The sequence below is a fragment of the Corynebacterium confusum genome, from assembly GCF_030408715.1.
Lineage (GTDB): Bacteria > Actinomycetota > Actinomycetes > Mycobacteriales > Mycobacteriaceae > Corynebacterium > Corynebacterium confusum.
Genome location: NZ_CP047202.1, coordinates 2,382,759 through 2,409,390 on the forward strand (window position 1 = coordinate 2,382,759; position 26,632 = coordinate 2,409,390).

Here is a 26,632-nt window from a genome sequence, read left to right on the forward strand (position 1 = left end):
AGACAAAGCCTTAGATGGAGTAGTCCGCCGGCGGGGCCGAGAGCATCTCCTGGGCCAGGTCGCGGGCGGTCTTGAGCGGGGTGACGTCGCGCTCCAAACGGGCCCCGGCGAGCCCGCCGTCGAGGAAGATGAGCAGCTGGCTGGCCTGCGCGTCCGAGGGGTAGCCGTTCTTCTCATTGAGCAGGGCGGTCATGGTGGAATGCATCCAGCGGCGGTGCTCCAGACAGGCCGCGACGATGCCGTGCTCGGACTCCGTTTCCGGACGCGGGTACTCGCCGGCGGCGTTGAGGAAGTGGGAGCCGCGGAATTCCTTGGCCGGTTCCTGCTCGATGGCCATGTCGTAGAAGGCCAGGATCTTCTCCTGCGGGTCCTTCGCGTTAGCGGTCCGTTCGTTCCACTCGGCGCGGTACTGCTCGTCGAGGTTTTCCAGGTAGGCGATAACGAGCGCGTCCTTGGAACCGAAGAGGGAGTACAGGGATGCCTTGGCGACGTCCGCCTCCCGGAGGATTCGGTCGATTCCGATGACCCGAATACCTTCCGTAGTAAACAGGCGGGTGGCGGAGTCGAGAAGTCGATTGCGCGGGCTCGGACGGTTCCGACGCGATTTCTTTTCTGCCACGGCTATCCTTTCCACAAACAAAAAACCGGTTCATCTACACAATATAGACGAACCGGTTTGTATGCGAATTTAGATTATTCCTTCTTGCTGCCCCCGCGGATCATGCCGACGATCCACAGCAGGATGCAGGCACCGGCGGTAGCCGTAATAATCTGCAGGAAGATGTTGCTCGGGTTGCCCTGGTTGATAAGCGACAGGATGCCGCCACCAATCAGACCACCAATGACACCGACGATCAGGTTAGTGACCAGCCCGTGATCCTTCTTCATAATCTTTTCTGCCAGCCAGCCGGCAATGATACCTACGATGATGGACATGAAAAAGCTTAGCCCCAGTCCCATAATATTCCTTCCAAAAGAACGCTTGACTTAGTAATTTACCGTGGGCGGGCCTACACTGTCGCCCGCCTACTTCCCATTGTGCCCGTTAAAACAGCAAAAGCCACAGATGCCCTGTCATAATTTCGGGCAACTATGGCTTAATAGCTTTCGCCTAGGGCGACTACTCAGACTACTCGGAGTCGGGGCGCACGACCATCATCGGGCACGGCGCGGACTGCAGCAGCGCGCGGGAGGTCGAGCCGAGCAGCATGCCCTTGAAGCCGCCGCGGCCGTGGGAGCCGACGACCAGCAACTGGGCACCCTCGGAGTTGTCCGACAGGGCGCGGACTGGGCGGTCACGCGCGATGATTTTCTTGACCGGCACGTCCGGGTACTTCTCCTGGAAGGAGGACAGGCGCTCAGCCAGCAGCTCGCCCTGCTCCTTTTCCACGTCTGCCCACTCGGCCTGTGCGGCGGACAGACCGGCCAGGGAAGCCTGGACCTGCATGTCCATCCAGGTGTGCACGGCGACCAGCTCGGAGGAGCGGGCGTTGGCTTCCTGGAAGGCGTACTCGGTGGCCTTCTGGGAGACCTCGGAGCCATCCACACCGACGACGACTGGGCCGTACTTGTTGGCCTCGTTGACGGCGTTGTCATCGCGCACGACAACCACCGGGCAGGCAGCGTGGGAGACCACGGAAGCGGAGACAGAGCCCATCACCATGCCGGACAGGCCGCCCATGCCGCGGGAGCCCATGACGATCATGGTGACGTCGTGCGACATCTCCAGCAGCATGTCGATGGGGGAACCCTCAGCCACGGTGTGGCCGATCTTCAGGTCGGGGAAGGACTCGTGCGCGATAGCGCGGGCTTCCTCGATCTTTTCCAGGGTCTCGTTCTGCAGGTCGTCGTAAAGCTCCTTCGGCGGAACCATGCCCTCGGCGTAGAGGAACTGCGGCATGGTGTAGCTGGAGGCAATCCGCAGCGGGATTCCACGCTTGGTGGCGGTGTTGGCCGCCCACCGAACGGCGTTGTGGGAAGCCTCAGAACCATCTACTGCAACGACAACAATGTCTTCTTTAGCCATTATCTTTAGTCCTTTCTCCGGTGGGCCTTACACAACCAATTATAGCCGGTTATAACAACTTACACGCGCGGCTAACCCCGAACTAGTCGATGATATGAGCAGCGTCGGAATTAGCCGGGAACAAGAAGGTGTACAAACCCACCAATATGTCGCGGAGAACGGCTCCGATACCATTGGAGGAAAATTCCAGAGCCGGCGCGAGGAGTGCATCAAAGTCCATGTCACAAAGGATAGCCCATCATCGGAAGGGATACAGCCCGTTAGGGATACAAAATGGACTAAACCCCACCCGCGTGCGGGTACCGGAAAGTGGCATCACGGCATGGGACTTCCTCGCCCACGTCATCACCAGCCAGCGCCACCGCCACCCAGCTGACGATGCCACCGCGCTCCAGCGCCGCTTCGACGACCACGCCGTCGTGCTCCGCGATGGCACGGTGCTCAGTCCGCGCTCTATCCTCCGCGCCGGCCAAGACGTCTACTTCTACCGCATGCCGGCTCAAGAAGAGCCCATCCCCTACGACATCCCCGTCGTCTACGAGGACGACAACCTCCTGGTGGCCAACAAGCCACCGTTCATGGCGACGATGCCCCGCGCCCGCCACATCGTACAGACCGCGACGGTCCAGCTGCGCCGCACGACCGGGATTGACGAGCTCGCCCCCGCCCACCGCCTGGACCGGCTCACCTCAGGGATCTTGTTATTCACCAAACGCCGCGAGATCCGCGGGGCCTACCAGACCATGTTCGCCGAGCGGAAGGTCCACAAGGTCTACCAAGCCATCGCCCCCGACGTTGGAATACAAGCAGGCACCGTCTGGCGCAGCCGGCTGGAGAAGACCCCAGGCGAAATCCAGGGGCGAATCGTAGAAGGCGAGCCCAACGCCGAAACCCACGTCGTCAAAGCCGAGCTCATCACCAACAAGCTAGGCGTCGAAGCCGTCCATGGGTCGCAGCCACCATTGACGCGTTATACGCTAGTGCCCACCACCGGCAAAACGCACCAGCTCAGGCTCCATCTATGGTCCGCCGGCGCACCCATCCTGGGCGATCCCATCTACCCGGACATCCTCTCGGAGGACGCCGAGGACTTCCGCGTCCCCATGCACCTGACCGCCACACAGCTCAGCTTCACCGACCCGCTCGACGGCATCGAGCGCACCTTCGAGACCACTCCGATCGACGTACGAATCTCATAAGGCGACCAGGCCCACCACGAATACTTAGCCCCTTAAAGCATCCACATGCACTGGGCACACAGCGGGTATTGGCAACGCGGGTATTGGCAGCATCCGCGAATACGACAGCACCCGGTAGAAACCTTGCTTATGGCTTCTACCGGGTGTTTTCTTGGTTATTGAATTTTATGTTGTTGTTTGGTGTCGGCGGTAACCTACTCTCCCACAACCTCCCGGTTGCAGTACCATCGGCGCGACGCAGGCTTAGCTTCCGGGTTCGGAATGGGTCCGGGCGTTTCCCTGCCGCTATTGACCACCGACAAACATCCGGGACACACATGTGGTGTCTGGTCCGGGGTGTTGTGTCAGATACTGCATAGTGGACGCGAACACGACAAAGTGACGATATCTTGTGTTTTGTTTTGTTCCACACAATAGTTTGTGTGGTGTTGGTTGTTTGGCCGATTAGTACCAGTAGCCTCCACATCTTACGATGCGCCCAGGTCTGGCCTATCAACCCGGTAGTCTTCCGGGGGCCTAATAATGAAACCTCATCTTAAAACAGGCTTCCCGCTTAGATGCTTTCAGCGGTTATCCCTCCCGTACGTAGCCAACCAGCCCTGCCACTGGCGTGACAACTGGCACACTAGAGGTACGTCCGTCCCGGTCCTCTCGTACTAGGGACAGCCTTCTTCAAGTTTCAACGCGCGCGGCGGATAGAGACCGAACTGTCTCACGACGTTCTGAACCCAGCTCGCGTGCCGCTTTAATGGGCGAACAGCCCAACCCTTGGGACCTACTCCAGCCCCAGGATGCGACGAGCCGACATCGAGGTGCCAAACCATCCCGTCGATATGGACTCTTGGGGAAGATCAGCCTGTTATCCCCGGGGTACCTTTTATCCGTTGAGCGACACCACATCCACAAGTAGGTGCCGGATCACTAGTCCCGACTTTCGTCCCTGCTCGAGCCGTCACTCTCACAGTCAAGCTCCCTTGTGCACTTACACTCACCACCTGATTGCCAACCAGGCTGAGGGAACCTTTGGGCGCCTCCGTTACATTTTGGGAGGCAACCGCCCCAGTTAAACTACCCACCAGGCACTGTCCCCAACCCAGATCATGGGCCAAGGTTCAGGCATTCACTACCATCAGAGTGGTATTTCACCAACGACTCCACCACCACTAGCGTGATAGCTTCACAGTCTCCCACCTATCCTACACAAACGATAGTAAATACCAATACCAAGCTATAGTGAAGGTCCCGGGGTCTTTTCGTCCTGCCGCGCGTAACGAGCATCTTTACTCGTAATGCAATTTCACCGGGCCTGTGGTTGAGACAGCAGAGGTCTCGTTACGCCATTCGTGCAGGTCGGAACTTACCCGACAAGGAATTTCGCTACCTTAGGATGGTTATAGTTACCACCGCCGTTTACTGGGGCTTAAATTCTCCGCTTCGGAACCAAAGGTTCCTAACAGGTCCTCTTAACCTTCCAGCACCGGGCAGGCGTCAGTCCATATACATCAACTTCACGTCTTCGCATGGACCTGTGTTTTTGATAAACAGTCGGACCCCTCTATTCTCTGCGACCACCACCAGCACACACACCGCAAAGAGTATGGCACCAGCAGTGGCCCCCCTTCTCCCGAAGTTACGGGGGCATTTTGCCGAATTCCTTAACCACAGTTCACCCGAACGCCTTAGTATACTCAACCTGACTACCTGTGTCGGTTTAGGGTACGGGCCGTACACCCACTCACTAGAGGCTTTTCTCGACAGTACAGGATCACCAACTTCACCCTCACGGGCTACGCATCACGCCTCGACCATACATGGTGCGGATTTAACCTACACCACAGTCTGCACGCTTACACCAACAATCCAATAAGTGGCATGGCTACCAACCTGTGTCACCCCATCGCTTGGACCACAGTTCAGGCCCCACGCATATCAACCACGACAATGCCCTCGAAAGGGCGAGTACATGGCGATATGGGTGGTTAGTATCACTGCTTTACCATTGGGCGCGGATATACGGGTACCAGAATATCAACTGGTTATCCATCGACTACGCCTGTCGGCCTCGCCTTAGGTCCCGACTCACCCTGGGAAGACGAACTTGACCCAGGAACCCTTAGTCATCCGGCGGGTAGGATTCTCACCTACCAATTCGTTACTCATGCCTGCATTCTCACTCGCACACACTCCACAGCGCCTTACGATACTGCTTCCACACGTGCACGACGCTCCCCTACCCAACAAAACATTGTTGCCGCGGCTTCGGCGGTATGCTTGAGCCCCACTACATTGTCGGCGCAGAACCACTCGACCAGTGAGCTATTACGCACTCTTTCAAGGATGGCTGCTTCTAAGCCAACCTCCTGGCTGTCTTCGCGATCCCACATCCTTTTCCACTTAGCATACCCTTAGGGGCCTTAACCGGCGATCTGGGCTGTTTCCCTCTCGACTATGAAGCTTATCCCCCACAGTCTCACTGCCACGCACACACTAGCGGCATTCGGAGTTTGGCTGATGTTGCTAAGATTGTAGTCCCGCTCAACCAACCAGTAGCTCTACCTCCACTAGGCTTAAAACGTAACGCTGCACCTAAATGCATTTCGGGGAGAACCAGCTATCACGGAGTTTGATTGGCCTTTCACCCCTACCCACAACTCATCCCCGCAGTTTTCAACCTACGTGGGTTCGCGCCTCCACAACCTCTTACAGCTGCTTCACACTGGCCATGGGTAGATCACCCCGCTTCGGGTCCAGGACATGCCACTGACAACACCCCATTAGGATTCGGTTTCCCTACGGCTACCCCACACGGGTTAACCTCGCGACATGCCGCTGACTCGCAGGCTCATTCTTCAAAAGGCACGCCATCACACACAAACAAGTGCTCTGACGGATTGTAAGCACATGGTTTCAGGAACTATTTCACTCCCCTCCCGGGGTACTTTTCACCATTCCCTCACGGTACTCAATACACTATCGGTTATTGCACGTATTTAGGCTTACCGGGTGGTCCCGGCAGATTCACAACAGATTCCACGAGCCCGTTGCTACTCGGGGACAACAACAATCATGACAAGTATGCCTTCACCTACAGGACTCTCACCTACTCCGGTTGACCATTCCAAGCCAATTCAGCTAACACACACACCACAACGAAGCACTGGTAGACACTTCAACGTTGAAACCCCACAACACCGCATGCGCAACCCCTACCAAGTATCACACACACACGGTTTAGCCTCATCCACGTTCGCTCGCCGCTACTAGCAGAATCATTATTATTTTCCTCTCCTACGGGTACTGAGATGTTTCACTTCCCCGCGTAACCCCCACACCCACTATGAATTCATGGGCAGGTACCACCCCACAACGAGTGGCAGGTTTCCCCATTCGGACATCCTCGGATCAACGCTTACTTGACAACTCCCCGAGGCTTAACGCAGCCTGACACGTCCTTCATCGGCACACAATACCAAGGCATCCACCATGCGCCCTTCACACAACGAACACACACCACCACAAACACAGCCCACAAAGACTGCCCTCATGGCGGGTGAACACACAAAAATTAAGAAAAACAAGAAATCACATCACACCACACACAAACAACCACAACAGTTGCTCACATGCAGTACATGCTCGCGTCCACTATACAGTTCTCACACAACACCCAACACACACCACAACCAACCACACCATGGCCAACTGCTAGTCGTGTGTTAGCACCAGGACAACACTAATGCCCCAGACACCCAACAATGCACCAACATACCCAAAACAAACCAACACATGGAATATAAGCATTTGCGAAAAAGAATGATTGCACCCAGCCTCATTCACTGGGGGCATGCGTCCACCCGATTAAACAAATGATGACAGTGCCATACACAGACACATCAGCCACCAACACCCACAACCGTGGGCCAATAAATGAAAACTCCTTAGAAAGGAGGTGATCCAGCCGCACCTTCCGGTACGGCTACCTTGTTACGACTTCGTCCCAATCGCCGATCCCACCTTCGACGGCTCCCTAACACGTTTGGGCCACCGCCTTCGGGTGTTACCAACTTTCATGACGTGACGGGCGGTGTGTACAAGGCCCGGGAACGTATTCACCGCAGCATTGCTGATCTGCGATTACTAGCGACTCCGACTTCATGGGGTCGAGTTGCAGACCCCAATCCGAACTAAGGCCAACTTTAAGCGATTAGCTCCACCTCACAGTGTCGCAACGCATTGTATTGACCATTGTAGCATGTGTGAAGCCCTGGACATAAGGGGCATGATGATTTGACGTCATCCCCACCTTCCTCCGAGTTAACCCCGGCAGTCTCTCATGAGTCCCCAACCAAATGCTGGCAACATAAGACAAGGGTTGCGCTCGTTGCGGGACTTAACCCAACATCTCACGACACGAGCTGACGACAACCATGCACCACCTGTATAAAGGCCACAAAGGGAAACGACATCTCTGCCGCGAACCTAAATATGTCAAGCCCAGGTAAGGTTCTTCGCGTTGCATCGAATTAATCCACATGCTCCGCCGCTTGTGCGGGCCCCCGTCAATTCCTTTGAGTTTTAGCCTTGCGGCCGTACTCCCCAGGCGGGGCGCTTAATGCGTTAGCTACGGCACAAAACCCGTGGAAGGGTCTCACACCTAGCGCCCACCGTTTACGGCATGGACTACCAGGGTATCTAATCCTGTTCGCTACCCATGCTTTCGCTCCTCAGCGTCAGTAACTGCCCAGTAACCTGCCTTCGCCATCGGTGTTCCTCCTGATATCTGCGCATTTCACCGCTACACCAGGAATTCCAGTTACCCCTACAGTACTCAAGCCTGCCCGTATCGCCTGCACGCCCGGAGTTAAGCCCCGGAATTTCACAGACGACGCGACAAACCACCTACGAGCTCTTTACGCCCAGTAATTCCGGACAACGCTCGCACCCTACGTATTACCGCGGCTGCTGGCACGTAGTTAGCCGGTGCTTCTTATCCAGGTACCGTCACAAAACGCTTCGTCCCTGGCGAAAGGAGTTTACAACCCGAAGGCCGTCATCCCCCACGCGGCGTCGCTGCATCAGGCTTCCGCCCATTGTGCAATATTCCCCACTGCTGCCTCCCGTAGGAGTCTGGGCCGTATCTCAGTCCCAATGTGGCCGTCCACCCTCTCAGGCCGGCTACCCGTCGCCGCCTTGGTAGGCCATTACCCCACCAACAAGCTGATAGGCCGCGGGCTCATCCTACACCGAAAAAACTTTCCACCACACACACCAAAGTGCGGTCCTATCCGGTATTAGACCCAGTTTCCCAGGCTTATCCCGAAGTGCAGGGCAGATCACCCACGTGTTACTCACCCGTTCGCCACTCGAGTACTCCAGCAAGCTGAAGCCTTTCCGTTCGACTTGCATGTGTTAAGCACGCCGCCAGCGTTCGTCCTGAGCCAGGATCAAACTCTCCACAAAAAGGCTCGTGAAAAGCCCAAACCTAACAAACAAAACCAACACACAACACACAAACCATGCGCTGCATACTGACCAAAAAAGAATTACTACAAAGAAAAAATGAAAAATTCACAAAACATGAACAATCACATCAATGCAGCCAGAAAGAAACAATTATATTTCAATGACACCCCAACTGAAAGCGCCATCCGGCACACACCAACACAACCATCCACACAAATGCAAAAAGTACATTGGCACACTATTGAGTTCTCAAACATCACTGGCACCCAAACAAACACACACAAAAAGCACGTGCTCATTTAAGAGCTTTGAAAAGATTTTTGTCAGGGCCGTTTTCCTACCGCCTCGCTGCCTTGGACTTTGTCTCAAGGAGGGGCGCTGTCGGTCGCGCTGACCCATATGAATTTACACACCGGTATTAGATTCCACAAATCGCCAGGCAGTACCGCTTTTTAAACCGCTTTTTCGAGACCCAGTTTGCACACTATTCCGCCGCCCAGGCTAGCGCCGACAGCGGAGACCCGGAACAGGCCCCAAGCGATTAAGTAGGCCGCGAGGGGAAAGCCGTGCAGCGCCACTCCCCATCCGGGGAACTTCACCCAGGCGGCAATGCTTACGGAAAGCATGACCAAGACCGCGGCGAACGCCCACCAGTTCTTTTTGGAGATCAGTTCTAGCGTGACGGCAATGGGCGCAATCCAGGAAGCCACAAAAACCACCTGCCAGATATCGCTGTAACCGAGGAGAAATTCCAGGCCTCCCAAGAACAACGCCAACGCTACGCTCAACCAGCCGGTCAGCCATACGGCATTTGCCCAAGACCGGCGCGTGCCACCGAAGGCGAGATTGTCCCGCCAGGTCTGCCGGACGGTGTCCATCACGATCGGCACCTGTACTCCGGTGACCCCTGCCGCCACCGCAATAGGGTTCGTCCAGCTCCAAAAGTGGTCGATGATGCCGAGGGTGATGACTACCAGACCCGCTACCGCCCAGACCGTAAGCCAGCTGCGAACCAAGGGCCGATAGACAATTTGTGCCGCCGGCGTGCCCGGGAAAATCCCATTGTCGGTCCGCCCCTCCGTTTCCGGTAGGCGTTCCGACAAAGACTTTCGCTCCGGTTCGCCAGGTCTGAACCAGATCAAACCGACGATCGCGACGGTCGGCAGGGCAATCCACCATTGGGCGACCAGAGCTGAGATGCCAGCCGGCAGCAGAAAGAAACCGGCATGGACTTTGCGAAGCTTCTGCCACTCGCGGGCCGGCAGCCCCAACAATTGGAACGGCGCGAATTCGGGGACCGTTAGCGACGCCGACACCGCGATATTGGCACTAACGAGTACCGATTCCCAAACACTCGCGTTCGGAAGCAGGGCTGCTCCCCAAAACAGGAAGAGAACTCCGTAGGCGACAAGCTTCCATTTCGCACTAATTGTCCAAAGAAGACGGAATCGGTTAGGCATTGTGCTCGCCTCCCACCTGGGCCAGGGCCGCCACGGCGCGGGCGAGTGTGACCTCGCTGGCGCGCAGCCCGAGCTCCCGGGCCTGCTCGAAGACGGCGTCGGTGAGGTTCGGGCGGGCATCGACAAGCGCCTTGGAACCGAGCTTTCCTTCGTGGCGCTCCAGGACGGGCACGTCCAGGCGCGACAGGGCCCGGTCGAGCTGTTCCGGATTGCCGGTGAGCTCGAGTACGCCTTCCAAGATCTCCTCGACCCGGCCCGTAACCGGGTTCTCGCCCATCAGGGAGACGGTATCCAGGTAGGCAGCCAAGTCGTCGAGATGGTGGGTGGAGACAATGATTGTTCGCCCATGCTCTTCCTGTAGGATCTCATAGAAGACCTCCTGGTTGCGCGCATCGAGGCCCAGGTAGGGCTCGTCGAGAAGCATGTTCTCGCAGCCCGAGGCCACCGCGAAGACGATGCCGAGGGCCGACTTCTGGCCGCGCGACAGGTTCGCGTAGTTCGTGCTCGGCAGGTCAAAGCGCGCAATCAACTCCTCGGCACGGTGGGCATCCCAGGTGTGCCAGCGAGCTTTACCAATGGTCATGAGCTTGCGCGTATTCCAGCCGTCGATGAGCGGGGTATCGATCCCCATGAGAATGGTCTTGTCCAGCACGGCTGGGTTGTCGAAAGGCGTTTGCCCGTCCACCCGCACACCCTCGGAGGGGAGGTGGCCCGCGATCCGGCGCAGCAACGTGGTTTTGCCAATGCCGTTGCGGCCCACCAGACCATGGGTTAGGCCGGGCTCGAAGGTGAACTCGGAGGTCGTAATCATCGTCATACTCCTTTGGGTTCTGCGGGTCTAGTGGTAGAGGCCTCGGCTTTCGGCCACGCGCACGATGAGGTCGAGGAGACCCTCGCGGTCGTAGCCGAGCCGCACTGCCTCATCAATGAGCGGGGCAACATACTCCGCGGCGAAGTCCCCGCGGCGTCGCTTGCGAATGAGTTCGGTTGCTCCGCCCGCCACGAACATGCCGATCCCGCGGTGCTTTTCCAGGATCCCGAGGTCAACCAGCACGGTCAGGCCCTTGCGGGCGGTAGCCGGGTTGATGTTGTGGAAAGCGGCCAGCTCGTTGGTCGAGGGCGCTTGCGCGCCTTCCGCCAGCGTGCCGTCCACGATGGAGTCCTCGACCAATGTGGCGATCTGCCGGAACAACGGTTGGGTCGCGTTATCCATGTCCACCTCAGGATCTGTCGTGTTTTCGTTGTTGAAGGTTGGTTAGTTAGTTAATCGGTTAGTTACTCACATGACTAACCTATATCGAAGCGTCCGTTTTCCACAACCCCTGGGGCAAAATTCTGGCGCTAACTTCCAGATTCCATGCCTCCACCTGCAGTTTTGAAAAAGGAGATCGACGTTAGCACGTGAATGAGGCAGACTGGGAGGTACCGAAATTTAGTTAGAACAAAGAGAAACGGATTTTAGGAGCCATGCTTGAACGCACAGTTGTATTCGTCGACACCTCGTATTTGTTGGCTAGCTTTTACAACTCCTGGGAAATTGGAGCTCGCGCACAGCTAGAAATCGACCTTCCCGAGGTGGTATCCACCCTCGGGTCCATGATTGAAAACCAGGTTGGCAACCCCGTCCACCGCCAAAACTGGTACGACGGCATCCCGGACACCGGCCCCCACCGCTACCAGCGCGCGCTGCGCACCTGCGACGGCGTGCAGCTGCGGACGGGCCAGCTCATCGAGTGGGGCGAACGCCGCACGCAAAAGGCCGTCGACACCCGCTTGGTAGCCGACATGGTCATCGCCGGCTATGGCCGCCAGTTCACGGATTTCGTGCTGGTCTCCGGCGACGCGGACATGATCCCCGGCGTCCAGGAAGCAACGGAAAACGGCGTGCGCGTCCACCTCTACGGCTTCGGCTGGGACTCCATGTCCTCCGCCCTGCGCCACGCCTGCGACTCGACCACCATCCTGGACCCGCGCGAAGACTTCGCCGACGCGATGGAATTGCAGGTCCTCGAGGGCCCGCTGCCGCCCGCCGTCCGGGACACCAGCTCGACCGAGGACAGCACCGACCCTTGTACCGAGGGAGCAGATGCCGAGCCGGAGCAGGCCGACGCACCGCTGCCGCCGGAGGAAGACTCGCGGGTCGAAAAGGAGCTCGGCGGCGACGCGGTCAAACCGCAGCCGGACCCCAAGCTGGATCAAGCCCAGGCACCGGCCGGCGCCCCCGCCCCCAAGCCAGGCGCCCCGAAGCCCGGGGACCAGCTGTCCGCCAACAAGAAGCCCGAAAACAAGAAGCCGGCCCCGAAGCCGTCCATGATGGCGCCGCGGCGGAAGCTGCGCTCCCGCTACGTGCCGCTCCCAGAGGAGGTGTGGACTTCCGCCGGATTCCAGACCCCGTTCGACGTGGGCCAGCAGTACGCGTCGTGGTGGTTCGACAATGCCGCCAACGGGGAGCAGCGCGACCAGGCCCACCTGCTCTCAGGCGGCGGGCTTCCCCCGGAAATCGACCGCCCGCTGCTGCAGTTCGCGTGCGAGACGCTGCACGAATACACGTTGAGTGAAAGCCAGCGCGTCAATCTGCGCGATGGCTTCCACTCGGGGATTCGCGGCGTCCTCATCAACATCCGCCGCGATAACTAGCTTTCGCTAGGGCTTAGTCCTTCGCGGAGTCGGTGGACTCTGCGGAGTCGGCCTCGCCCTCCTTGCCGGATTCCCGCTCGGCGGTGGCATCCGCGCCAGACTCGACCTGCTTGTTGCTGTTCATCGAAGCGCGGATCTCGTCCAGGCGGGCGGCCGCCTTCATGTCCGTGCCGCTGGCGGCGATTTCCTGCATGTGTGCACCGGCGGAGTCCTGGTAGAGCTCCTGCGCGCCGAGGGCATCGGTGTAGCGCTTTTCAATCTTGGCCCGCACCGAATCCAGGGTCGGGGTGTCCCCGTCTGGGGCCAGCTCGTTCATGGAGTTCAGCGCCTCGGAGTTCTTTTCCTGCATTTCTGCCTGGTCGGCCTGGGCCATCAGCTGGTCCACTTGGGCCAGTTGTTCCTTCAGGCGGGCGGCGGACTCCTTCTGCTGGCGCTGCGCCTGCTCCGCGGCCTGCTCGGCAGCCGCGTGCTGGGTCTTCAGGTTCTCCAGCTCGCTTTCGGCGGAGACCAGCTGGGAGGCCAGGACCTCAGCGGCATCGTTGTACTCTTGCGCCTTTTGGCTATCGCCTTCCGCGGTAGCCTTGTCCGCCAGATCCAGCGCACGCTTGGTCTGGTCCTGGTACTCTTCCCGGGTCTTGACCAGGCGGTTCAGCTGCATTTCCAGCTTGTTGCGGTTGCCAATGATCTCCGCGGCCTGGTCGGAGATTTCCTGGTGCTGCTTCTTGGCCCCCTCGACGGCCTGCTGGATCTGGACCTTGGGATCAGCGTTCTCATCAATCTTCTGATCGAGGGAACTCATCAGGTACTTCCAGCCCTTGCTGAACGGATTAGCCATAGCTTTTAAGTCACTCCTCGGGTACATCGAGCATAAAAATCGCTTTCTCGCGAGTTTAGCGTTACTCGCGGGAAAGCGTGGGGTGAAAGCTGCGAAAGCCCTAGTTGTTCTCGGCGTCTGCCTGGGCGTTCTGCTCTGCAACTTGCTCACGGACTTCGTCCATGTCGAGACCCTTGACCTGCTCAATCAGGTCCTCCAGGGCGGCCGGCGGCAGGGCGCCTGCCTCGCGGAAGACCATGATGGAATCACGGAAAATCATCAGGGTCGGGATGGACTGGATCTGCAGGGCGGCAGCCAGTCCCTGGTTGGCCTCGGTGTCCAGCTTGGCGAAAGTGAGATCGGTGTGCTTTTCCGAAGCCTCCTCGTAAATCGGGGCAAAGCGCTTGCACGGGCCGCACCAATCGGCCCAGGCGTCCACGAGGACGATACCCTCTTCGGTAACGGTCTTCTCAAAGCTATCTTCGGTCACATCGATGGTCGCCATCTGTAACGTTCTCCTTAGTTTCGCGGTACGGGTACGTTGGCCACAACGGTACCGGACGCGCCTTTATTCCGTTTCTTCCGGTGTGGACTCTGCCGGGTCAATCTTGGGAAAACCCGCCCTTGCCAGATACCCCCTGGGGGTATAGCATGAGGGGTGAAAAGCAACCGAGGAAAGGAGCCACCATGGCTACCAAGAACTACACCGTTGAAGGCATGACCTGCGGGCACTGCGAGCTCTCCGTGCAGGAAGAGGTCAGCGAGATTGCCGGCGTGACCGAGGCTAACGCCGATCACACCACCGGCACGCTCACCGTCACGGGCGAGGACTTCAGCGACGAGCAGGTCGCCGCCGCCGTGACCGAGGCCGGATACCAGGTGAAGTAAATGACCGCCCCCGATCTTGCCCGCTCCGCTGACACCACCCACCTTGATCTCGGCGTCACGGGGATGACCTGTACCTCCTGCTCCTCGCGGGTGCAGCGCAAGCTCAACAAGGTCGAGGGCGTTGACGCCCAGGTCAATTTCGCCACGGAGACCGCCGCTATCGACTTCGACCCGGAACTATCCACGCCACAGTCGCTCATCGATGTCGTCCGGGCCGCCGGCTACGACGCCTTCGATCTCTCCGACGCCGGCGACAACAGCACCGGTGGCGCGGCGGGTGATTCCCCCACGGACGCGCTGTCCGCGGCCCGCGACGACGAGGCCCGGCAGCTGGCCCGCCGGACTATCTGGGCGGCGGTGCTGTCCGCGCCCGTCATGGTCGTCTCCATGGTGCCGGCCTGGCAGTTCATGCACTGGCAATGGGCCGCCGCCATCCTGGCCACGGTGGTCTACGTGGTCGGCGGCACCCCCTTCCACACCGCCGCCTGGGCGAACCTCAAGCACGGCGCGTTCACCATGGACACGCTCATCTCCTTGGGCACCTCCGCGGCCTATTTCTGGTCGCTGTACGTCATGTTCTTCGGCAACGCCGGCATGCCCGGCATGACCATGCACATGACGTTTAGCTCCAACCACGCCGAGATGGACCACATCTACTTCGAGTCGGTGGGCATGGTCATCACCTTCCTGCTGCTGGGCCGCTGGTTCGAGACCCGCGCCAAGGGCCAATCCTCCGCGGCCCTCAACGAGCTGCTGACCCTCGGGGCAAAAGACGCCACGGTCCTGCGCGACGGTAAGGAGGTGCGCGTGCCCATCGAGGAGCTGGCCGAGGGCGATATCTTCGTCGTCCGGCCCGGCGAGAAGATCGCCACCGACGGCGTGGTCATCGCGGGCAGTTCCGCGGTCGACGAATCCATGCTCACGGGCGAGTCCCTGCCCGTCGAGGTCACCGAGGGCTCGACGGTCACGGGAGCGACCATCAACTCCTCCGGGCGCCTGGAGGTCAAGGCCACGCGCGTCGGCAAGGACACGACCCTGCAGCAGATGGCCGAGCTGGTCACCGCCGCGCAGGCCTCCAAGGCCCCGGTGCAGCGGCTGGTCGACCGCATCGCGCAGGTTTTCGTCCCCGTGGTGCTGGCTGTCTCCGCGCTGACCCTCGTGGTCCACCTCTTCTTCGGCGGCGTGGCTGCGGCCTTCGTCGCCGCGGTCTCCGTGCTCATCATCGCCTGCCCCTGCGCCATGGGCCTGGCCACCCCCACCGCCATGCTGGTGGGCACCGGGCGCGGCGCCCAGCTGGGCCTGCTCATTAAGGGCCCGGAGATCCTGGAGTCGACCAAGCAGGTCGACACCATCGTGCTGGACAAGACCGGCACCGTCACCGAGGGCGCCATGCGGGTGGCCCAGGTCTTCAGCGCCGACGGCACCGCCAGCCAGGCAGAGGTCCTCGGCTTGGCCGCGGCCGTGGAGGCCGGCTCCGAGCACCCCATCGCTCGCGCGATCTGCGCCGCCGCGGAGACCGACTCGGCCGTCCCGACTGCTACCGACTTCACCACCGTGGCCGGGCAGGGCGCGCAGGCCCAGGTCGCCGGCCACACCATCCGCGTCGGCCGCCCGGCCGCGCAGCTTTCCGATGCCCAGAGCCTGGCCAGCGCCTTTGCCCGGGCGGAGGAAGCCGGCGGCACCGCCGTGGTCGTGACCCGCGACGAGGAGGCAATAGGGGTCATCGACGTGCGCGACACCGTCAAGGACACCTCGGCCGCGGCCATCGCGCAGCTGCGCCAGCTGGGCCTGCGCCCGCACCTGCTCACCGGTGACAACGAGGGCGCGGCGAAGGCCGTGGCCGCGCAGGTCGGCATCGATAGCGCGGACGTGACCGCAGGTGTTATGCCGGAAGACAAAGTGGCGGTCATCCGGCGGCTGCAGGAAGGCGGGCGCAACGTGGCGATGGTCGGCGACGGGATCAACGACGCCGCCGCCCTGGCGCAGGCCGACCTGGGCCTGGCCATGGGCGCGGGCACGGACGTGGCCATCGAGGCCTCCGACATCACCCTGATGAACAGCGACCTGCGCGCCGCGGTGGATGCGATCCGCCTGTCGCGCCGCACGCTGCGCACCATCCAGGGGAACCTGTTTTGGGCCTTTGCCTACAACGTAGTGCTCATCCCCGTGGCCGCCTTCGGCCTGCTCAATCCGCTTTTCGCTGGGCTGGCGATGGCGCTAAGCTCCGTCTTCGTGGTCAGCAGTTCCCTGCGGCTGCGCAGTTTTAGCAGCACTATCCGGGGGTAGGAGGAAAGAAAAATCCTGGGCAGGAGCATAAAACTCTGGATTCGGACGGGGGCAGGTCCTACAGTTAAGTTTCCATGACCCCTATCACTCCTGCTTCCCTCACCCGCAACCAACGCCTAGACCGCCTGCCGGTGACCCCTAAACACCGCCGGCTCATCCTTGGCTCCGGGCTCGGCTGGGCGCTCGACGCGATGGACGTCGGGCTGATTTCCTTCATCATGGCCGCACTAGCCCTGCACTGGGACCTGAGCAGCACCCAGACCTCCTGGCTGGCCTCGGCCGGCTTTATCGGCATGGCCATCGGCGCCTCCGTCGGCGGGCTTCTCGCCGACAAGCTGGGCCGCCGCCAAGTCTTCGCCGCCACCCTGCTCGTCTACGGCCTGGCTACGGGCGCCTCCGCCATGGCAACGGGGCTGGCGGTGCTCATCGTCCTGCGCTTCATCATCGGCTTGGGACTGGGCGCCGAGCTGCCCGTGGCCTCCACGCTCGTCTCGGAGTTCTCGCCGCGGCGCATCCGCGGCCGGTTGGTGGTGATCCTCGAGGCCTTCTGGGCGCTGGGCTGGATCGCCGCCGCCGTCATCGGCACCTTCGTCGTCGGCGCCTCCGACTCCGGCTGGCGCTGGGCCCTCCTCATCGGCATGGTCCCCGCCGCCTACGCCGCCTACGTGCGCCTGGGACTTCCGGAATCCGTGCGCTTCCTGGAGGCCCGCGGCCGCCACTCGGAAGCCGAGGAGATCGTCCGCTCCTTCGAAGACTCCGCCGAAAAATCCGGCGCCACCGTAGAAACCGCGCCGCCCGCCGCGGTGGAAACGGCCCCGGAGGATGAGAAAGAGTCCTTGTTCTCGCCGCGCCTGCGCCGGCGCACCGCGGCCTTCTGGACCGTGTGGTTCTGCGTCAACCTGTCCTACTACGGCGCGTTCATCTGGATCCCCTCCCTGCTGGTGGCCGACGGTTTCGGCCTGGTGAAGTCCTTCAGCTTCACGCTAATTATCACCCTGGCGCAGCTGCCCGGTTACGCCGCGGCCGCCTGGCTCATTGAGGTCTGGGGGCGGCGGGCCACCCTCACCGTCTTCCTGGTGGGATCCGCGCTTGCCGCCGGTCTCTACGGCTGGGCCAGCACCGAGGTGCTCATCATCCTCGCCGGCTGCCTGCTGTCGTTTTTCAACCTGGGCGCCTGGGGCGCGCTCTACGCCATCGGCCCGGAGCTCTACCCCACCCGCCTGCGCGGCCGCGGCACGGGGGCGGCCGCCGGCTTCGGCCGGCTGGCCTCCATCGCCGCCCCGCTCATCGTGCCACCCATCGTGGCCGCCGCCGGAGCGCCCTGGCTCTTTGTCCTTTTCGCAGTCTCCTTCGCCATCGCCGCTGCGGCGGCCTGGGCCCTGCCGGAACAAGCAAACAAGGAACTGGCCAACTAGCCGCCACCACCGTCCACCCGGTCCGGACTTAATCGGGAAAACGTGCTTTACTGGATTCCATGCGTAACTGGTTGTCGCTCGTGTGCTACCTCGCCGTGATGGTGGCCATCACTACCCTTAAGCCCTTCTACCAGATCGGCTATCTCTGGGACCCGGCGCGCCAGCGGGTGCGGGAGCTGCACCTGGTCCCCTTCGACGAATTCGCCGGCTCCACGTGGTTTGCCCCGCTTTTCGAGTACGCCGGCAACACGGCGTTCTTCGTCCCCTTCGGGGTGCTGGCCTTCATCCTGGTACCCAGCGTTAGCCGGGTGACCGCGTGGGGCTTCGCGGTGAGCCTGGCCGTCGAGGTGGTCCAGTACCTGGGTGCGCTGGGGCGGACCGACATCGATGATTTATTGTTTAACACCCTGGGGGCGCTCATAGGCGCGCTGATTGCGCGCGCCTGCGGCCGTAGGGCCTACCCCGCCTGGCGGGGGCTCTCCTTCGCCCTGACCGCGGTTTTCGTCGTGCTGGTGGCCCTGGGCCCGCGCCTGGGCGACGCGGACAAGGTGGTCGACTTGGCCGGTGCCTATCCGTGCCCCATGTTGACGAACCGGGAGTAGTGCAGCTGGTGGGCGACGCCGACGTCGCCGATGGGGCCGCCACGGTGCTTGGCCAGGATGATGTCGGCCTCGCCGGCGCGCTCGTTATCGCGGTCCTGGGAGTCCGGGCGGTAGAGCAGCATGACCATATCCGCGTCCTGCTCAAGGGAGCCGGACTCACGCAGGTCGGCCAGCTGCGGGCGCTTGTCGGTACGGGCCTCCGGGCCACGGTTCAGCTGGGAGATGGCGATGACGGGCACTTCTAGCTCCTTGGCCAAAAGCTTCAGGGAGCGGGAGAACTCACTGACCTCTTGCTGGCGGGACTCGACTTTCTTGCCCGAGGACATCAGCTGCAGGTAGTCCAGCACGATAAGATCCAGGCCATGCTGCTGCTTGAGGCGGCGGGCCTTGGTGCGGATCTCCATCATCGTCAGGTTCGGTGAGTCATCGATAAACAGCGGCGCGTCCTGAATGCGGTTCAGGGTGTCATTGATTTTGGTCCAGTCATCACCACTGACGTTGCCGCCGCGCATGTCCGACAGCTTGACCTCGGACTCGGCAGAGAGCAAGCGCATGACGATCTCGGACGCGGACATCTCCAGAGAGAAGATGACGGAGGTGCGGCCGTGGGCCAGGGAGGCCGAGCGCATGAAGTCCATGGCCAGCGTCGACTTACCGACACCCGGGCGGGCCGCGATGATGATCATCTGCCCGGCGCGCAGGCCGTGGGTGAGCTTGTCCAGGTCGTAGAAGCCGGTCGGCACGCCGGTTTCCTGGCCGCCGTTTTGCAGCTCCGTGAGCTCATCGATGGTGGGCGTAATCAGATCGCCCAGGACGTGGTAGTCCTCCGCGGTCTTCTTCTGCGCGACCGCGAATACCTGCTGCTGGGCGCTGTCCAGCAGCCCCTCCAGCTCCTGGTCTTCGGTGCCCTCGAAGCCGAGCTCCACCACGCGGGTGCCGGCGTCCACCAGGCGGCGCAGCACGGCCTTCTCCGCCACGATTTCGGCGTAGTAGCGCGCGTTAGCAGCGGTCGGCACGCTGGACAGCAGCGTGTGCAGGTATGGCGCGCCGCCGACGCGCTCCAGATCGTGCGAGCGGTCCAGCCGGGAGGCCAGGATGACCGGGTCGATCCGCTTGTTCTCCGAGTACAGGTCCAGCATGGCGTGGTAGATGATGCTGTGCGCCGGGTAGTAGAAGTCCTCTGGGTCCAGCTCCTCGATGACCTCGATGAGCGTGCTGGGGTTGAGCAGCATGGAGCCCAGAACGCCCTGCTCGGCGTCCTTGTTGGCTGGCGGGTGCCGGTACTCCGCCAGCTGGTTGAAATCCTCCCGGCCGCCACGCTTGGCCGGACGGGAATAGCTGCGGTAGCCGCCCTCGTCCGGTGGTTCCGGCGGGATGTACCCGTCGTCAAAGCTGTCGAAACTCGCGTTCGCCTCAGCCGCCATGGTCGTCTTGCTCCCCTTCAGAAAATAATGTCCGCAGTAGTCTCGGTAGTCTCTTTAGTGTCGGTAATCTCAGTCATCTCTGTCAGCGCGGTCAACTCAGTTTAACCGCCACCGCAGACACTGGCTCAGGCACTGCCCCTTCCGGGCCTCTTCCTGCTCTTTTGCCTTTGTCCTGGAATCCCTGGCGGGACGCCCTTGGCCGGCGCCTACATGGTCGCCACGATGACGTACTGGAGGCCGGTAAAGATCCAGATCATGCAGTTGGGGATGAGCACCCACATTACCCCCATCCACGGCCGCCAGCGGATATAGCCGCGGTATTTGCGCACCAGGATGGCCCCGCCGCCCAGCATGCCGAAGACTGGCACCACGAGCACGGCGAAGCCCCAGAAGATCTGCTGGCCGGGGCTGCACAGCCAGGTGGCCTCCCCGGCCTCGCACAGGGATCCGCCTATCAGCCGCATGATGATGCCGAGGACGAAGGCCACCGCGAAAGAGGCCACCAGTACCGCCCCGACGTACCACAGGGCCTGGCGGCTGGACTGCTCGTTCTTCTGGGCGATCACGGCCGGGTCCGGCTCGTCCGCGAGCTCGTCGAAGTTGTGCGGCTCCGGCCGAGGCACGTTGCTGAAATCGGCGTCTGTAGACAGATCGTTTTCCGGGTGCTCGAAGCTGCGCGAATTATGTGACCGCCAATGATAGGACATAGTGGGCCCTAGTGTAGCCCAGCCGCTAGCCGCTTAGTGACCAGCCGGATAGACCAAGACCGGCACGCGCATGTGCGGCAGGAGTTCCGTGGCGGTGGAGCCGATAAATACCCGGGCGATCGGGCCCATCGGGTTAGACCCCATCACCATGAAATCGCCCTTCTTCCACTTCAGAGCATCGACCGCACCGCGCCAGCCACTGCCGATGCCGATGTCGGTGCGCACGTCCAGCTCCGGGTAGCGCTCGATGACCCAGTCGCGGGCGACGTCCAGCAGCGCCAGCGATTGCTCGCGCCACTGGTTGGTCAGCTCGTCGGCGACATCGCGGTGATTGTCGAAGGGGGCGTGGATGATGCCGGACGGGGAAAAGGCGAGGATGCGCAGCGGCACTCCCCATTTGTCGGCCATCTCCGCCGCGCGCCCCAGCGCCGGATCGTCCTTCTGCCCGCCCTCTTCGGTGAAGGCGAAGTTCACGCGTGTCACCCCGTGCTTGGAGAGCTTGACCTCCTTCGGCGCCAGCCCGACCGGCACGGGCGAATAGTGCAGCAGGGTATCCGCGGTGGAGCCGGCCATGAAGCGGCCCTTCGGCGCTGCCTGGTTGGGGCCGAGCAGAATCATGTCCGCCGCGAAATCGTTCGCCGCCTCCGTGATGAGCTGCGGCTTGGACGAGCCGTTGGACAGCCACGAGACCTCATCGTCCCAGCAGGATTCATCCAGCCCTGCGGCCGCCAAGGCCTTTTCCACCTCGGCGCGGCAGGCCTCGGCTTCCTTGCGGAAGTATTTCTTGTATTTCTTGCCCAGCTTGAACAAAGGCGTGGCCGCCCAGGGCTGCAAAAGAGTAGACAAAACCCGCACCTTGACCGGCATGGTCCGCGACAACCAGGCGGCAAAATCGATCGCCTCGGTGCCGGAGTAGCTCGGCGTCCACGAGACCAAAATGCGCATGGTCTGCGGCAATTCTGCTACTTCGGCGAGATCGTCAGGGAGGTTGTCTGTGGGCATGAACCTAATTCATTACGGGGGATTGCTGTCTGACCATTTTATAAATGTCGCTCCCCTATTACCTAATCCCGGTTGGGCCGGTAGATCTCCGCCAGCTGGTTAATCAGGCCGCCGACCTCCTCGGCAGTCTGGAGGCCGTCCTTGTCCAGCCAGCGCAGAATCTCCGCCAGAGCGTGCGCGCGCTGGCTCGAGACCTCCTCGAGCTCCCGGTCTCCTTCCGGGGTGAGCGCGACCAGGACGCCGCGGCGGTCGCTTTCGTCGCGCATGCGCTTGACTAGCCCGCGCCGCTCCAGCTGGTACAGCGCGTTCGAGGCGGTGGGCATGCGGATGAGCTCCGCCTGTGCAATCTGGCTGACGCGGGACGGCCCCCGCTCCTTGAGCTGGTTCATGATGGAGACCTGCGAGGTGGTCAGGCTCGATCCTTCGGTCGTGCGCTGGAAAATCACCATCAGCTTGTTCAGGGCCGGTTGAATCTTCGCAGCGACAGCGAAAGCCTCCTCCGCGCTGGACGGGAACTCTTGGGGCTTTTCAGCGGGGCTAGATTCATTCATGAAACCTAAGTTTAGCGGTTTTGTACAGCAAACGTTAACACCTTCCCGCTCCCGCCGGAGGCCCGCTTGCCCGGCTAGGACTGCCCGCCGCGGATGAACTCCTCCAGCTGAGCACGCGCGATATCGTCCGGCAGCTGCTGCGGCGGGGACTTCATCAGGTAGGAGCTGGCCGGCAGGATCGGCCCGCCCAGGCCGCGGTCGAGGGCGATCTTGGCCGCGCGCACCGCGTCGATGATGATGCCGGCGGAATTCGGCGAATCCCAGACCTCCAGCTTGTATTCCAGGTTGAGCGGGACCTCGCCGAAGGCGGAGCCTTCCAGGCGGACGTAGGCCCACTTGCGATCGTCCAGCCACTCCACGTAGTCCGACGGGCCGATGTGGACGTTCCGGTTCTCCTTCTTGCCGGCCAGCGGGCCGGACTGCAGGTTGGAGGTCACCGCCTGCGTCTTGGAGATCTTCTTGGATTCCAGGCGGTTGCGGTCCAGCATGTTCTTGAAGTCCATGTTGCCGCCGACGTTGAGCTGCATGGTGCGATCCAGGCGCACGCCACGGTCCTCAAAGAGCTTGGCCATGACGCGGTGGGTGATGGTGGCGCCCACCTGCGACTTGATGTCGTCGCCGACGATGGGCACACCCGCGTCGGTGAATTTCTTGGCCCACTCCGGGTCGGAGGCGATGAACACGGGCAGGGCGTTGACGAAGGCACAGCCGGCATCGATAGCCGCCTGGGCGTAGAACTTGTCGGCCTCCTCCGACCCCACAGGCAGGTAGCTGACCAGCACCTCCGCCCCGGCCTCGCGCAGGGCCTGAGCGACGTCGACGGCCGGCTCGGCAGATTCCTCGATACTGTCCAGGTAGTGCGTGCCCAGCCCGTCCAGGGTGGGGCCGCGTTGGACGCTAACCCCCAGGTCCGGGACCTCGGCGATGGTGATGGTGCAGTTGCGGGAGGCGCGGGTGGCGGCGGCCAGATCCGCGCCCACCTTGGTGGCATCCACGTCGAAGGCAGCGACGAATTCGATGTCGCCGACGTGGTAGTCGCCTAGCCGCGCGTGCATGAGGCCGGGAATTTTCTCGTCCTCGGCGGCGTTACGGTAGTACTCCACGCCTTGAATGAGGGAGGTGGCGCAGTTGCCGACGCCCACGATGGCGACTTTGACTTTTCCATTCACGATCGGGTCTAGCTCCTTGGTTCGGCTGAAAAATGTGACTGAAGTTCAAAGGCGGCAGGGTGCCGCCGGTTCACCTCGCCGAGCCTAGGCCGCGGCCCAGCGCGGTTGTGGGCAGGACAGCAAGTGGATCGATCAAGATGGCGCAAAACCCACTAGATTGGGGCGCCACCGGCCGCCGGGACGATAGATTTCCGTTTCCTGGCGCCGGGGCTTTGAGACAGGAAGGGACAGTTGATGGCCGGACTCGTGTTCACCCAGGCGGTCTCCCACCAGTGGGAGCGCGCCCAGTGCATCCGCGATCTGCGGGCAGGAAGGATCCTGCGCGAGGAGGTCTGCGACGCCGATTTCCTACTGCGGGCCGCCGCCCAGCACCACGGGGTCGACCTGCCCAAGGCCTGCCCGGTCTGCGGGGCGGAGAGCATGCGGCTGACCCGTTGGGTCTACGGGGATAGTTTGGGGCGCCGGGCCGGCAGCGCGCGGCGGCTGAGCGAGATTGCCGAGTTCGCGGCGGAAGGCTTGGAATTCACCGTGCATACCGTGGAGGTATGCACGGCGTGTCGGTGGAATTACCTGCTGGAAACGGCAGAAGCCCGGCACCGCACAGCTTGACCGAAACTGTGAGTTGTGCGTGTTAGTTTTCTGCGGGCCCCACTAGCCGGTAAGCTGCGAATATTGAAGTCTAGGTTTACAAGTTAAGTAAGGGCTAAGGTCGCAGTGACTGACAATAGTGGATCCCGCACCCGCGATGACCAGGGCGCGGCTAAACCAGCCTCCGCTGGCCAGGCGAAAAACAAGCGCCGTTGGCCGTGGATCGTCCTCGCGGTCGTCGGCGTAATCGTCTTCCTTCCCCTGGCGATTTTCGCGTACGCCTACGCGCAGTACGACGTCCCGGAGCCGGAGGAGCTGACTAACAACCAGATCTCCTATATCTACGCCAACGACTCGTCGACGCAGCTGGCGCGCATCGTGCCCCCGGAGGGCAACCGCAGCCAGGTCAAGCTCGACGAGATCCCGGATCACACCGAAAACGCTGCCCTAGCAGCCGAGGATCGCGAGTTCTGGACCAACTCCGGTTTCTCCCTGAGCGGTTTCGCCCGCGCCGTGCTCGGTGAAATCACCGGCAACTCCTCCGCGGGCGGCGGTTCCACCATCACGCAGCAGTACGTGAAGAACACCCTGGTCGGCGACGAGCGTTCCTACGTGCGCAAGGCGCGCGAGCTCGTCTATTCGATCAAGATGACCAACGAGTGGTCCAAGGAAGACATCCTTAACGCCTACCTCAACACCGTCTACTTCGGCCGCAACGCCTACGGCATCCAGGCCGCCTCCAACGCCTACTTCGACAAGAACGTCGAGGACCTGACGATCGAGGAGTCTGCCCTGCTGGCCGGCGTCATCCAGGCGCCCAGCGCCCTGGACCCGGCGGTGGATGAGAACGCGGCACAGGCCCGCTGGAACTACGTCATGGACGGCCTGGTCGACATGGGCGAGCTCGACGCCGCGGAGCGCGCCGGTATGCAGATGCCGCAGACCCGCGAGCAGGGCGAGTACTCCGCCTACACGGAGGCCCCCGGCGCCAACGGCCACATCAAGAACCAGGTCATCCGGGAGCTGGGCGAGGTCGGCATCACCGAGGAAGACGTCAACACCCGGGGCCTGCGGATCACCACGACCATCGACATGAACGTTCAAAACGCCGGCATCGACGCCGTGGACACCAACCTGGCCCCGCTACAGGACGACGCCCGCGCGGCGGCGGTGACCATCGAGCCGTCTACCGGCGCTATCCGCGGCTACTTCGGCGGCCACGAGGAGCACGGCTGGGACTACGCCAACGCGCCGCTGCAGACCGGCTCGACGTTCAAGATCATGGCCCTGGCGGCCGGCCTCCAGCAGGGTATCTCGCTGGATACCAACTACTCCTCGGCCCCGTACCAGCTGCCCGGCTCGCAGGTGGTCAACAACGTCAACGGCAGCGGCTGTGGGGTCTGCTCCCTACGCGAGGCGACCAAGAAGTCCTACAACACCTCCTTCATTCGCCTGCAGGAGGACCTGAAGAACACCACGCAGGAAACCGCGGACATGGCCCACGCCCTGGGTGTGGCCCGCTCCCTGCCCGGGATTGAGAAGACCCTGACCGAGAACGGCAAGCAGCCCTACGAAGGCATCGTTCTGGGCCAGTACCAGTCCCGCCCGATGGACATGGCCGTCGCCATGGCCACCCTGGCCAACCAGGGCGTGTGGCACAACCCGCACTTCGTCGAGAAGGTCGAGACCATCAGCGGCGAGGTTCTCTACGAGCACCCGACGGACAAGGGCGAGCGCCGCGTCGGCCAGCAGGTAGCCAACAACGTCATCGACGCCATGCGCCCGGTGGCCGCTTGGTCGAACGGCGCCCTGGCGGGCGGGCGTGAGTCCGCCTCCAAGACCGGTACCGCCCAGCTGGGCGACACCGGCTACAACAAGGACACCTGGATGGTGGGTGCTACCCCGCAGCTGGCCACCGCCGTGTGGGTCGGTACCGCGGAGAACACCGACGCCATCTTCAACGCCTACGGCGGCAACATGTACGGCGCCGGCGCCCCGACCCAGATCTGGAAGTCCATCCTGGACACCTCGCTGGCCGAGGCCGACTACGAGACCTTCCCGCAGGCCGCGCCCGTGCGCTATGGGACCGGCGGCGCCGGCGGCGGCGCGACCTACTACGCCCCGATGGAGGACACCTACGCCCCGACCGACTCGGAGGGCGTCGAAGAAGCCCCGGCCGAGGGCGAGGAAGAACAGCCCTCGCAGCCGGCCCCGGCCGAGCCGAGCCGCAACCAGAATGAGAACCCCGGCAGGGGCGGAGGCAACGCCCCGTCCGGTGGAAACGGCGGCGGCAATGGCGGCGGTAACGGCGGCGGCGATGGCAACCCCTCGCTGGAAGACTTCCTCGAAGATCCCCAGGGCGGCTTAGCCGACATCCTGGGCTAAGCGCCGAGGCGGAGGA

At 61.9% G+C, this 26,632-nt stretch carries 22 protein-coding genes and 3 rRNA genes; 8 read left to right on the forward strand and 17 right to left on the reverse strand.

The features are described from left to right. Window positions 1-10 precede the first annotated feature (10 nt). The 4 genes from CCONF_RS10995 to CCONF_RS11010 form a co-directional block, all read right to left on the reverse strand. A complete protein-coding gene (locus tag CCONF_RS10995) occupies window positions 11-619 on the reverse strand; it encodes a TetR/AcrR family transcriptional regulator (RefSeq protein WP_290223696.1) in 609 nt (202 codons plus the stop codon). A 74-nt stretch (window positions 620-693) separates the two neighbouring features. Then, window positions 694-960: a GlsB/YeaQ/YmgE family stress response membrane protein gene (locus CCONF_RS11000; RefSeq protein WP_290223698.1), complete on the reverse strand. Its 267-nt coding sequence runs from the start codon at window positions 958-960 to the stop codon at window positions 694-696. A 169-nt stretch (window positions 961-1,129) separates the two neighbouring features. Further along, the gene (locus CCONF_RS11005; RefSeq protein ID WP_290223701.1) at window positions 1,130-2,026 is read right to left on the reverse strand and encodes a universal stress protein; all 897 of its coding nucleotides are present in this window, start codon (window positions 2,024-2,026) and stop codon (window positions 1,130-1,132) included. Between the two features lie 82 nt (window positions 2,027-2,108). Beyond that, window positions 2,109-2,246: a hypothetical protein gene (locus tag CCONF_RS11010; protein WP_290223703.1), complete on the reverse strand. Its 138-nt coding sequence runs from the start codon at window positions 2,244-2,246 to the stop codon at window positions 2,109-2,111. On the opposite strand from CCONF_RS11010, the gene CCONF_RS11015 reads away from it, so the two are divergent. Continuing rightward, window positions 2,245-3,225: a pseudouridine synthase gene (locus CCONF_RS11015; protein ID WP_290223706.1), complete on the forward strand. Its 981-nt coding sequence runs from the start codon at window positions 2,245-2,247 to the stop codon at window positions 3,223-3,225. The two genes, CCONF_RS11010 and CCONF_RS11015, sit on opposite strands and share 2 nt — an antisense overlap. Window positions 3,226-3,406: 181 nt before the next feature. Here the strand turns inward: CCONF_RS11015 and rrf are convergent. From rrf to CCONF_RS11045, 6 genes are all read right to left on the reverse strand, one after another. Continuing rightward, window positions 3,407-3,525: ribosomal RNA gene (rrf, locus tag CCONF_RS11020) — 5S ribosomal RNA — on the reverse strand. A 123-nt stretch (window positions 3,526-3,648) separates the two neighbouring features. Further along, window positions 3,649-6,732 (reverse strand): 23S ribosomal RNA (locus CCONF_RS11025). A gap of 435 nt (window positions 6,733-7,167) precedes the next feature. Then, window positions 7,168-8,685, reverse strand: a 16S ribosomal RNA gene (locus CCONF_RS11030). The 16S, 23S and 5S rRNA genes sit together here, the layout of an rRNA operon. A 455-nt stretch (window positions 8,686-9,140) precedes the next feature. Further along, window positions 9,141-10,148 carry a hypothetical protein gene (locus CCONF_RS11035; RefSeq protein ID WP_290223708.1) on the reverse strand — a complete coding sequence of 336 codons (1,008 nt, stop codon included), beginning with the start codon at window positions 10,146-10,148 and terminating at the stop codon, window positions 9,141-9,143. Further along, entirely contained in the window at window positions 10,141-10,965 is an 825-nt protein-coding gene (locus CCONF_RS11040; RefSeq protein ID WP_353959504.1) for an ATP-binding cassette domain-containing protein, read from the reverse strand. The genes CCONF_RS11035 and CCONF_RS11040 overlap by 8 nt, the downstream gene beginning before the upstream one ends. 21 nt (window positions 10,966-10,986) lie before the next feature. After that, window positions 10,987-11,361, reverse strand: a complete 375-nt coding sequence (locus tag CCONF_RS11045; RefSeq protein ID WP_290223710.1) for a GntR family transcriptional regulator — start codon at window positions 11,359-11,361, stop codon at window positions 10,987-10,989. 254 nt (window positions 11,362-11,615) lie between these two features. On the opposite strand from CCONF_RS11045, the gene CCONF_RS11050 reads away from it, so the two are divergent. After that, window positions 11,616-12,785 carry an NYN domain-containing protein gene (locus CCONF_RS11050; protein WP_290223713.1) on the forward strand — a complete coding sequence of 390 codons (1,170 nt, stop codon included), beginning with the start codon at window positions 11,616-11,618 and terminating at the stop codon, window positions 12,783-12,785. 13 nt (window positions 12,786-12,798) lie between these two features. On the opposite strand, the gene CCONF_RS11055 is transcribed toward CCONF_RS11050, so the two are convergent. Together CCONF_RS11055 and trxA are read right to left on the reverse strand one after the other, a co-directional pair. After that, on the reverse strand, window positions 12,799-13,620 hold the full coding sequence (locus tag CCONF_RS11055; RefSeq protein WP_290223715.1) for a PspA/IM30 family protein: 822 nt from the start codon (window positions 13,618-13,620) through the stop codon (window positions 12,799-12,801). Window positions 13,621-13,720: 100 nt separating this feature from the next. Next, window positions 13,721-14,104, reverse strand: coding sequence for a thioredoxin (trxA, locus tag CCONF_RS11060; RefSeq protein ID WP_290223717.1), 384 nt, complete (start codon window positions 14,102-14,104; stop codon window positions 13,721-13,723). Window positions 14,105-14,286: 182 nt separating this feature from the next. Here trxA and CCONF_RS11065 point away from each other — a divergent pair, with 182 nt between their 5' ends. The 4 genes from CCONF_RS11065 (at window position 14,287) to CCONF_RS11080 (ending at window position 18,790) form a co-directional block, all read left to right on the forward strand. Then, on the forward strand, window positions 14,287-14,487 hold the full coding sequence (locus tag CCONF_RS11065) for a heavy-metal-associated domain-containing protein (RefSeq protein WP_070768798.1): 201 nt from the start codon (window positions 14,287-14,289) through the stop codon (window positions 14,485-14,487). Beyond that, the gene (locus CCONF_RS11070) at window positions 14,488-16,773 is read left to right on the forward strand and encodes a heavy metal translocating P-type ATPase (RefSeq protein WP_290223723.1); all 2,286 of its coding nucleotides are present in this window, start codon (window positions 14,488-14,490) and stop codon (window positions 16,771-16,773) included. 74 nt (window positions 16,774-16,847) lie between these two features. Next, a complete protein-coding gene (locus CCONF_RS11075) occupies window positions 16,848-18,188 on the forward strand; it encodes an MFS transporter (protein WP_290223726.1) in 1,341 nt (446 codons plus the stop codon). 59 nt (window positions 18,189-18,247) lie between these two features. Beyond that, window positions 18,248-18,790 carry a VanZ family protein gene (locus CCONF_RS11080; protein ID WP_290223728.1) on the forward strand — a complete coding sequence of 181 codons (543 nt, stop codon included), beginning with the start codon at window positions 18,248-18,250 and terminating at the stop codon, window positions 18,788-18,790. Here CCONF_RS11080 and dnaB read toward each other — a convergent pair. From dnaB to CCONF_RS11105, 5 genes are all read right to left on the reverse strand, one after another. After that, entirely contained in the window at window positions 18,757-20,214 is a 1,458-nt protein-coding gene (gene dnaB, locus CCONF_RS11085; protein WP_290223730.1) for a replicative DNA helicase, read from the reverse strand. The two genes, CCONF_RS11080 and dnaB, sit on opposite strands and share 34 nt — an antisense overlap. Window positions 20,215-20,420: 206 nt before the next feature. Beyond that, complete coding sequence (locus tag CCONF_RS11090; protein WP_290223732.1) at window positions 20,421-20,921, reverse strand: hypothetical protein; 501 nt, start codon at window positions 20,919-20,921, stop codon at window positions 20,421-20,423. Between the two features lie 33 nt (window positions 20,922-20,954). Continuing rightward, entirely contained in the window at window positions 20,955-21,923 is a 969-nt protein-coding gene (locus CCONF_RS11095) for a universal stress protein (protein WP_290223734.1), read from the reverse strand. Window positions 21,924-21,985: 62 nt separating this feature from the next. Further along, window positions 21,986-22,474 (reverse strand): MarR family winged helix-turn-helix transcriptional regulator, encoded by a 489-nt coding sequence (locus CCONF_RS11100; protein WP_290223736.1) that lies wholly within the window; start codon window positions 22,472-22,474, stop codon window positions 21,986-21,988. A 74-nt stretch (window positions 22,475-22,548) separates the two neighbouring features. Beyond that, window positions 22,549-23,643 carry an inositol-3-phosphate synthase gene (locus tag CCONF_RS11105; RefSeq protein WP_290223738.1) on the reverse strand — a complete coding sequence of 365 codons (1,095 nt, stop codon included), beginning with the start codon at window positions 23,641-23,643 and terminating at the stop codon, window positions 22,549-22,551. A 234-nt stretch (window positions 23,644-23,877) separates the two neighbouring features. Here CCONF_RS11105 and CCONF_RS11110 point away from each other — a divergent pair, with 234 nt between their 5' ends. Together CCONF_RS11110 and CCONF_RS11115 are read left to right on the forward strand one after the other, a co-directional pair. Next, complete coding sequence (locus CCONF_RS11110; protein WP_290223740.1) at window positions 23,878-24,252, forward strand: DUF5318 family protein; 375 nt, start codon at window positions 23,878-23,880, stop codon at window positions 24,250-24,252. 105 nt (window positions 24,253-24,357) lie between these two features. Next, on the forward strand, window positions 24,358-26,616 hold the full coding sequence (locus CCONF_RS11115) for a transglycosylase domain-containing protein (protein ID WP_435384079.1): 2,259 nt from the start codon (window positions 24,358-24,360) through the stop codon (window positions 26,614-26,616). The last annotated feature ends 16 nt before the right edge of the window (window positions 26,617-26,632 follow it).